7 protein-coding genes are annotated in these 8,203 nt (G+C 74.9%); 1 reads left to right on the top strand and 6 read right to left on the bottom strand.

What is annotated here, in order from left to right; translation table 11 throughout:
- The 6 genes from ACFVXK_RS35105 to ACFVXK_RS35080 all read right to left on the bottom strand — a co-directional run.
- Positions 1-293 (bottom strand): methyltransferase domain-containing protein (locus tag ACFVXK_RS35105; protein ID WP_389620272.1); only part of this gene is annotated, 293 nt, incomplete at its 3' end.
- Between the two features lie 28 nt (positions 294-321).
- Complete coding sequence (locus tag ACFVXK_RS35100) at positions 322-2,001, bottom strand: WD40 repeat domain-containing protein (protein ID WP_389620269.1); 1,680 nt, start codon at positions 1,999-2,001, stop codon at positions 322-324.
- Positions 2,002-2,067: 66 nt separating this feature from the next.
- Entirely contained in the window at positions 2,068-3,432 is a 1,365-nt protein-coding gene (locus ACFVXK_RS35095) for an MFS transporter (protein WP_389620266.1), read from the bottom strand.
- Positions 3,429-4,085 (bottom strand): GTP cyclohydrolase II, encoded by a 657-nt coding sequence (gene ribA / locus ACFVXK_RS35090; RefSeq protein WP_389620263.1) that lies wholly within the window; start codon positions 4,083-4,085, stop codon positions 3,429-3,431. The genes ACFVXK_RS35095 and ribA overlap by 4 nt, the downstream gene beginning before the upstream one ends.
- A 213-nt stretch (positions 4,086-4,298) precedes the next feature.
- Positions 4,299-5,492 carry a hypothetical protein gene (locus tag ACFVXK_RS35085; protein WP_389620260.1) on the bottom strand — a complete coding sequence of 398 codons (1,194 nt, stop codon included), beginning with the start codon at positions 5,490-5,492 and terminating at the stop codon, positions 4,299-4,301.
- On the bottom strand, positions 5,489-6,646 hold the full coding sequence (locus ACFVXK_RS35080; protein WP_389620257.1) for a glycosyltransferase family 2 protein: 1,158 nt from the start codon (positions 6,644-6,646) through the stop codon (positions 5,489-5,491). Before ACFVXK_RS35080 ends, ACFVXK_RS35085 begins: the two co-directional genes overlap by 4 nt.
- A gap of 324 nt (positions 6,647-6,970) precedes the next feature.
- On the opposite strand from ACFVXK_RS35080, the gene ACFVXK_RS35075 reads away from it, so the two are divergent.
- Positions 6,971-8,122, top strand: coding sequence for a dihydrofolate reductase family protein (locus ACFVXK_RS35075; protein WP_389620254.1), 1,152 nt, complete (start codon positions 6,971-6,973; stop codon positions 8,120-8,122).
- The last annotated feature ends 81 nt before the right edge of the window (positions 8,123-8,203 follow it).

Here is an 8,203-nt window from a genome sequence, read left to right as displayed (position 1 = left end):
GTGTCCGGGTCCAGGCGGGTGGCCGCCAGGGCGAGCATCCGGGTGCTGCCGTCGACGCCCAGGTAGCGGCGTGCCCCGGCGGCCAGCGCCGAGGCGCCGAACCGTCCGTCGCCGCAGCCGAGGTCCAGCACGGACCTGCCGCGCAGGTCCCCGGCGTAGGCCGTGACGTAGGGGTCCTCCAGGGTGGCGTTGCCTTCGTCGGTGGCCGAGCGGGCTTCCTGGTAGCGGGGGAAGACCCGTTCGTCGTCGTAGAAGTCGGGGCCGTAGCCGTAGGTGCCGGGGGTCGGGGACACGCGTGCTCCGTGGTGGTGGGGAGGGGTGTCAGTGGGAGACGGGGTGGACGTGGCCGTCGTAGGAGCCGGCGAGGAAGCGGCCCGACCCGGTGTCGTAGGTGAGGGAGGAGATGCCGGCGGTGGTCACCCGGGTGGTGGCCCAGGTGCCGAGGGCCACGTCGTACACGGCGACCAGGCCGTGGTAGGAGCCGGTGGCGACGAACCGCCCGTCGGGGGTCGCGGCGACGGACTTGATCGAGTGGTCGTGCGGGGTGGTGACGACGGTGGGTTCGAAGCCGCGCCACAGCCTCAGCTTGTAGTCGCGGCTGACGCTGGCGAAGTCGCCGTCGGGCAGGGCCGCGCAGCCGTTGGCGATGCGGTCGTGGGCACCGTCGAGGTGGTGCAGTTCGGTGAGGGTCTCCACCGAGAACCAGGTGGCACTGCCGTCGGCGCAGACGGAGAAGATCCGGTCGCCCGACACGGCGAGGCCCTTGACGGCGTTGGCGTGCAGCCGCAGGGTCGTCTCGTGCCGGAAGGTGCCGTCGTCCGCCAGGGAGAAGACGATGCCCTCGCCCGTGTAGGCGCCGACGATCACGTGCGGGACGCCGTCGCGTGTGAAGGCGGCGCCGCAGTTGAGCGGCGAGCGGTGCTGGTGGAGGACCTCGCCGGTCAGGGCGTCGAAGACCTTGCCCATCTGGCCGCCGGTGACGACGCGGTCGCCGACGGGGGTGAGGAAGTTGCACAGGCTGCCGGTCTCGCCGTGCCGGGCGCCGTCCACCCACAGCACTCCGGCGTCGCCGATGGTCAGGGTGCGGCCCGCGTCGTCCACGAGCACGGCGTTGACGCACGGGGTGCCCTCGATGCCGTCGAGGTTCCACTCCTCGGCCGCGATGCGGTAGGTGGCGTAGGAGGAGCCGAAGGTGGCGAAGGCCAGGGTGTCGCTGTCGAGGAAGGCGCAGGAGCGCGGCCAGACCTCCGGCGGCAGCGAGGAGGTGGCCACGGGGGCGAGCGCGCCGGAGGTGTCCCATACGCGCAGGGTGCGGTCGTAGCTGAGGCTGACCAGCAGTTCCCGGTCGGCGTTGTAGACGAGCCGCTTGATGCCCGCCTCGTGGGCCGGGTGGGTGACGGTGGTGCCGTCGGAGATGACGATGATCTCGCCCTCGTCGTTGCCCGCGTAGATGGCGCCGGAGCGGGTGATGGCGACCGTGTCGGTCTCCACGCCGTCGAGGTCGATCTCGGCGAGCATGCCGCCGGTCTCCAGGGACCAGCGCTTGATGGTGCCGTCGTCGCTGGAGGAGACCAGCTCGTCTGTGCCGCCGACCCACTCGACGGAGATGACGTCCGCCGTGTGGCCGCTGAAGGTGGCGCGGAGGGTGCCGGTGAAGTCGAACACGCGCACGTGGTGGTCGCGTGAGGCGGTGGCGATGAGCTCCTCGGTGGGGTGGAAGACGGACATCTCGACGTCGTCCTTGTGGTCGGCGAGCACGGCGGCCAGCCGGAGGTCGGGGACGGTCCACAGGCGGGCCGAGTAGTCGCTGGAGGAGCTGACCAGGTGGCGGCCGTCGGGGCTGAACGCCGTCTGGTTGCTCAGGTGGTCGTGGGTGGCGCGGGCGAGGGCCTGCTTGGCGGCCGCGTCCCAGAGGATCAGCTGGTTGTCGTAGCCGGCGGTGGCGACGTACCGGTTGCCGTGGGCGGCGACGCCGCTGATGGGGCCGTAATGACGGATCACGTGAGTGTCTCCCTCGGGATGTCGTACGGAGTGGCGCGAGCGGATGCGGGGATGTGTGGAGGCGGGTCAGGCGTCGGCCGGGCGGGCGCGCGGGCTGCCGAGCCGGTGCGGTGCCAGGCCGCCGGTGAACCGGTAGCCGAGGCCGCCCAGGGCCACGAGGCAGGCGAGCACCAGCCACAGGAGGGCCGCCTGCCGTTCGACGAGCGCGCCGACCAGTGCGGGCCCGGTCGTCGCGGACACCGTCCAGGTGAGGTTGAACAGGGACAGGAAGCGGCCGCGGGCCCCGGCCGGGGCGAGGGTCGCGGAGAGCGCCACGACGGCCGGGGTGGCGGTCATCTGCCCGGTGGTGAAAAGCAGCACGGCACCCAGCACGAGGGCGATCGAGGCGGCTCCGCCGGTGAGCGGGAGCAGGGCGAGCAGCCCCACGGCGGCCAGGATCAGCACCGCCGCCCGGGAGATCACCCGGCTGCGGGCGACGGCGCCGAGCCGGGCCGTCAGGGTGGACTGGGCGGCGACGATGAGGAGGGCGTTGACGGTGAGGGCGGTGGACGGCAGCCAGGTCGGCAGGTCCCGCACCTTGACGAGGTAGACGGGGAGGATGAGGGTCGGGATCAGCCAGCCGAAGGCGAGCGCGGTCTGGGAGGCGAGGACGCAGAGCAGGATCCGGTCGGCGAAGACGGCCCGCCAGCCGGACCGGGCCGCGGCCGGCTGCGGCTGCGGCTCCGACTCCGGCTCCGGCTCCGGCTCCCTGGACGTGTCCGCAGGCCGCGCGGCGTCCGGCCGCCCCGGCCCGGCCGGCTCCGCGGGGCGGACGGGGCGTACGGGCTTCCAGAACAGCAGGGCGGTGACCACGCTGGTGGAGGCGTTGACGACGACGATCAGCACGGCCGCGCCGGACCAGCCGCCGGCCAGCAGCAGTCCGCCGACGACCCCTCCGACGGCCACGCTGGCGTTCTTGCCGGCCGCCGTGAACGCGTACCACCGGTCGAGCTCGGCGCCCTCGGCCAGGTCGGCGACGAAGGCCGGCCAGGCGGCCCAGTACATGCGGTCCGCGCCCAGCACCACGAGCATGCTCGCCACCAGGGCGGGCAGCGAGTCGACCAGGAGGTAGCAGAGGTACCCCGTGGCGGCGAGCAGGTTGTTGGAGACCAGCGACACCCGGGGGCCCCACCGGTCGACGGCCATGCCCGCGATCGGGGTCAGCGGTATGGACAGCAGCGTCGACACGCTGGTCCCCAGCCCGACCTGGGCCACCGTCAGGTCGGTGGTCATCAGGAAGAACAGGAAGGACAGCGGGGTGAACATGCCCGCGCCGAAGGTGTCCAGCGCCGTGGCGGCCACGATCCTGCCCTGGCCCGACAGGTCGGGGACCCCCAGGGTGCGGCGCCACCGCGCGGGCGCGGCGGGCGCCTCGGGTACCGGACCGCTCACGCCGGTGCCGCCCCGGTGAGGGCGATGCGGTGGCCGGCGTGCACGACCTTGGCCTCGATGTAGCGCCGGTTGCCGGCGCCGAGGAACACCCCGGTGCTCACCGAGTCGTGCACCTCGATGCCGGAGGCGGCCAACTGGGCGGCCTTGTCCGGGTTGTTGCTGAGCAGGCGGATGCCGTCGACGCCGAGCGCCCGGAGCATCTGCGCGGCGACCCGGTAGTCCCGCAGGTCGTCGGCGAAGCTCAGCCGGCGGTTCGCCTCGAAGGTGTCGAGTCCCTCGTCCTGGAGCACGTAGGCGTCCAGCTTGTTGTAGAGGCCGATGCCCCGCCCCTCCTGACGGAGGTACAGCAGGACCCCGCCCTCGGCCAGGCGGTCGGTGGCCTCGCGGAGCTGGGGACCGCAGTCGCAGCGGCCGGAGCCGAACACGTCGCCGGTGAGGCACTCCGAGTGCAGGCGCACCAGGGGGACGGGGGCGATCTCCTCGCCGAAGACGAGGGCGAGGTGTTCGCGGCCGTCGATCAGCCCGGAGAAGGTGACCATGCGGGCGGTCAGCGTGCGTCCGCCCGACTCGATGGGGACGGGGACCTCCGCGCGGATCTCGCAGCGGGGGACTTCGGAATCAGGGCTCTCGTCTACGGGAAAGGCCGTGGCCATCGGTATTCAACACCCTTCATGCGTACGTGCTGTGTGGTTCCGTGGGGGTGCGCGCCGACGGGCGGGCCGCGTCCGGGCATGGGGATGCCGCCGGGGCACGGTCCGGGGTCGGCGCGGGTCGGCGCGGTAGGTGCGGTCGGCGCGGTAGGTGCGGTAGGTGCGGTTCGGGGGCGTCGCGGGTCGGCGCGGTGGGTACGGGTCGGCGCGGTGGGTTCAGGTGGACAGGGCGAGTTGGGGATGGCGCCAGATGTGCCGGGCGGCGGGCAGTGCGGCCAGCCGCTCTCGCGGGAAGGCGGGTACCGGCCCGTGGGTGCGCCGGTCGTCCCGTCCGGCGGCGAAGCCCTCTTCGGCCAGGCCGGTCAGGCGCGTCACCCGCTGTTCGATCCACAGCCGGTGGTCGGGGTCGCCGGCCGAGCCGCCGAGGATCCAGCTGCGCAGGGCGACGCGGACCCGGGCGGGGGACGGCGGGTGCGCGGTGGGCGGGGTGTGCAGGCCGAGCAGGTGGCCGCCGTGCCAGATCTCCTCGCACAGCCACATCAGTGCGTCCGGGACGCGCAGTCCCGCCAGCCCGGCCCGGGCCTCCTGCCACCGCTGCGCGGCGCGCCCGGCGACGGGTGTGCCGCGCAGGTAGGCCTCGCGGGAGAGGAACAGCGGCTCGCCGTCCGTGCCGCCGGGGGCGGTGAGGATCACGTGGGCGTGGCCGTGCGGACGGTGGACGAGCACCGGCGGGGTCTGCGGCAGGGTGCCCGCACAGCCGCCACCGCCGGCCTCCGGGGCCTCGACGTCGTCGGCGAAGCAGGCCGAATGCCGGGGTCCGAAGCGGTCGTTGCCGATGATGCTGGCCGATCCGACGTGCTCCACCAGGTGCGGGACCGAGATGAGCACCCGGCGGTCGCGCGCGGCCAGCTCACGCGCCAGCACCACGTCGTCGGGTTCCGGCTCGGCGCCCTCCTTGGGCACCGCCGACAGCAGCGCCGTCACGTCGCGGCGGGGCAGGAGCAGCGCCAGGGTGGGCACCCACTCCCCCGGTACGGCGGGCACCCAGGAGGCGCCCTGGAGGGCGGCGGCCCGGGTCGCGGCGCCGTTCCAGGAATTCCAGTTGGCGTAGAAGGCGAGCGGGGTGTCCGGGTGCTCCGCGACGGCCGCCTCCACCCGCCGCAGGAAGTCCCGGCACGGCTCGACGTCGTCCTGGAGCACCAGGTGGTGGGTGGCTCCGGGGCGGATCCGGGACCACGCCGCGCGGGCGGTGCGCAAGGTGGTGGGCGGGCCGTTCGGGTCGGGGTCGACGGCGACCGTGGCCCGCCAGGGCCGCAGGGCCTCGGCGAGCCGCCCTGCCTCCGCCAGGCGCCGGGGGTGGGCCATGACGGCGGCGCTGATCACGGGCGCGCGCCCGGTGGCGGGGCTCAACGCGGCGCCCCTTCACCGGAGTCCGGGGCGGCCGGACCTGCCTCGGCCGTCTCCCGGACGCTGTGCCAGCCGCGTTCGCCGCGCGCCAGCTCCCATGCGGCGCGGTAGACGGCCAGGGCGCCGACCAGGTGCCAGGGCACGACCAGGGCCCAGGCCAGGCCGTCGGCCCGGTCGCGGTACTCGGGACTGCGCCGGGCGCCCAGGACGCAGGCCGCGTCGGCCAGCACCACGACGGCCGCGGCCCTGCGCGCCCGGGGCGAGAGCACCGCGGCGGCGAGGAGGGCCGGCAGCGCGGCCCTGGCCGCCATGCTGCCCACCGTGACGGCGCCCAGCAGGCGTCCGCGCGGGGAGAGTTCGGGCCAGGTGACCGCGACGGCCCGTAGCTGCCCCCGGGCCCAGCGGGCACGCTGGCGCAGGGCGGCGCCGGTGCGGTCGGTCGAGCTGACGCGTGACGGCCGGCGCAGGAAGCCGGTGGTGGCGCCGTCGCTCATCAGCCGAAGGGACCAGTGGTAGGACTCCTCGACGTCGTCCGAGCGGATCGGGCGCACCGTGTCCCAGGTGGCGCTCCACGCGTAGACGGAACTGCCCGCGACGACGTGGACGCCGGCGGCCCGGGCCAGTCCGCGCACGGAGGCGTGCCACACCGTGTCCTCGGCCGTCTTCACGCGTGAGGTCAGCCGCGGTCCGGGCTCTCCTACCTCCTCGGCCTGGACCAGCGCGTAGCCCTGTTCCAGGGCCCACACCGCTTCCGCGGGCTGGCCGGGGTCGGGTACGACGTCGGCGTCGACGACGGCGACGACCTCGCCGTCGGCGTGCGGGAAGGCATGGTTGAGGGCGGTGCCCTTGGGGCTCATGCTCGGCAGGCGCAGGACGCGCCAGTCCAGTTCGGGGCGGCCCGCGGCGGCCCGGGCGGCCTCGGCGCGCTCCGCCTCCGGCGCGTGCTCGGGGCCGTCGGCGACGAGCCAGAGCACCTGGAGCAGTTCGGCGGGGTAGTCCAGTGCGGCCACGGCCCGCGCCGAGCGGGCGAACGTCGCCCCGGTCTCGCGGTGGAAGGGCATCAGGAGCGTGAGGCGGCGGGCGGGCCGCCAGTCCGGTGGCGGCGGGGTCGCCGCGTGGGGGCGTAACGGCCAGGTGGGGACCAGGATGTCGGTCATCGGTGCCTCGACACCGACAGCGGCGAGGGTAAGCGTTTGCGCTCTTGCGTGGTGGACCGGGTCAAGGTGGTTCCTCCGTGAATGTCTGTCAGGTTCCAGCTGTAGGTTGGTCCGACGAGGCACCGGATCTGATCCGGTGGAGGGTTCCGCGGAGGGCGGACGCGCAGATCGACTCGGCCGTCGAAACCGGTTGGCTCCAAGATCGACGGCACACATTGGACTGTACCAATCGCCCGACGTCTGGCCAACCCCGTTCTTCGGCCGCTGCATTCGCGGTACAGCCGCGGTGCGGTCGCGCTCTCCCCCGCCTCGAGGAGCCATCGCATGCCCCGTCCCTACGTCCTGCTCTCGGCCGCCGTCTCCCTGGACGGCTGCCTCGACACCCCGCCCGGGCAGCCGCGGCTGCTGCTCTCCAACGAGGAGGACTTCGACCGCGTGGACTCCGTGCGCGCCTCCTGCGACGCGGTCCTCATCGGAGCCGGCACGCTGCGGGCCGACGACCCGCGGGTCCAGGTGGCCTCCGCCGGCCGGCGCGCGGCCCGGGTCGGCGCGGGCCTGCCCGCGCACCCGATGAAGGCCACCGTCACGCGCGGCGGCGACCTCGACCCGGACCGGCGGTTCTGGCACCACGGCGGCACGAAGGTCGTCTACGCGGTGGGCCGCGCCGCCCGGGACCGGGCCGTGGCCGCCGTCGGCGCCCTGGCCACGGTCCACCAGGTGGCGCAGGAGGACGTGTGGCCGCAGGTCCTGGAGCACCTGCACGGCCTCGGCGTGCGCCGGCTGATGGTGGAGGGCGGCGGTTCGGTCCACACCCAGTTCCTGCGCCAGGGGCTGGCGGACGAACTCCAGCTGGTCGTCGCCCCGGTCATCGTGGGCGGGGCGGACGCGCCCCGGATGTTCGGCCCGGGCGGCTACCCGGGCGGCCCGGAGCACCGGCTGGCGCTCGCCGAGTCGCGGCGGATCGGTGACGTGACCCTGCTGCGCTACGCCACCCACCGCCGCCCGGGGAGGGGCGCGCGGGCCACCGCCGCCGACGCGGTCTGGCTCGCGCAGGCCTGCGCGCTGGCGGCGCACTGCCCGCCCTCCACGACGGCCTTCTCCGTCGGGGCGGTCGTCGTCTCCGCCGACGGCCGCGAGCTCGCCCGGGGCCACTCCCGCGAAGGGGGCGACCCGCGCGTCCACGCGGAACAGGCCGCACTCGCCAAGGTGCCCGGCGATCCCGGCCTGGCCGGGGCCACCGTCTACAGCAGCCTCGAACCCTGCGGGCGGCGCGCCTCGTCCCCGCACCCCTGCGCGGAGCTGATCGCCGCGGCCGGGATCCGGCGCGTGGTCACGGCCTGGCGGGAGCCCGACACCTTCGTGCCGGGCGCGAACGGCACCGAGCGGCTGCGGGAGCGCGGCATCACGGTGGTGGAGCTCCCCGAGTACGCGGAGGCGGGCCGGGCGCCCAACGCCCACCTGTCACCCGGCGAGTGACGGACGGCCCGGCCCGCGCCCCCGCGGGGCTCGGGCCGGGCCTTCGCGGAGCGCCGTCAGCGGGCGGCCGGTGTGCCCGCC

The organism is Streptomyces sp. NPDC058157, assembly GCF_042884105.1.
Lineage (GTDB): Bacteria > Actinomycetota > Actinomycetes > Streptomycetales > Streptomycetaceae > Streptomyces.
Note: the sequence above shows the minus strand (reverse complement) of the source record. Positions and strands in the feature narration are given on the sequence as shown.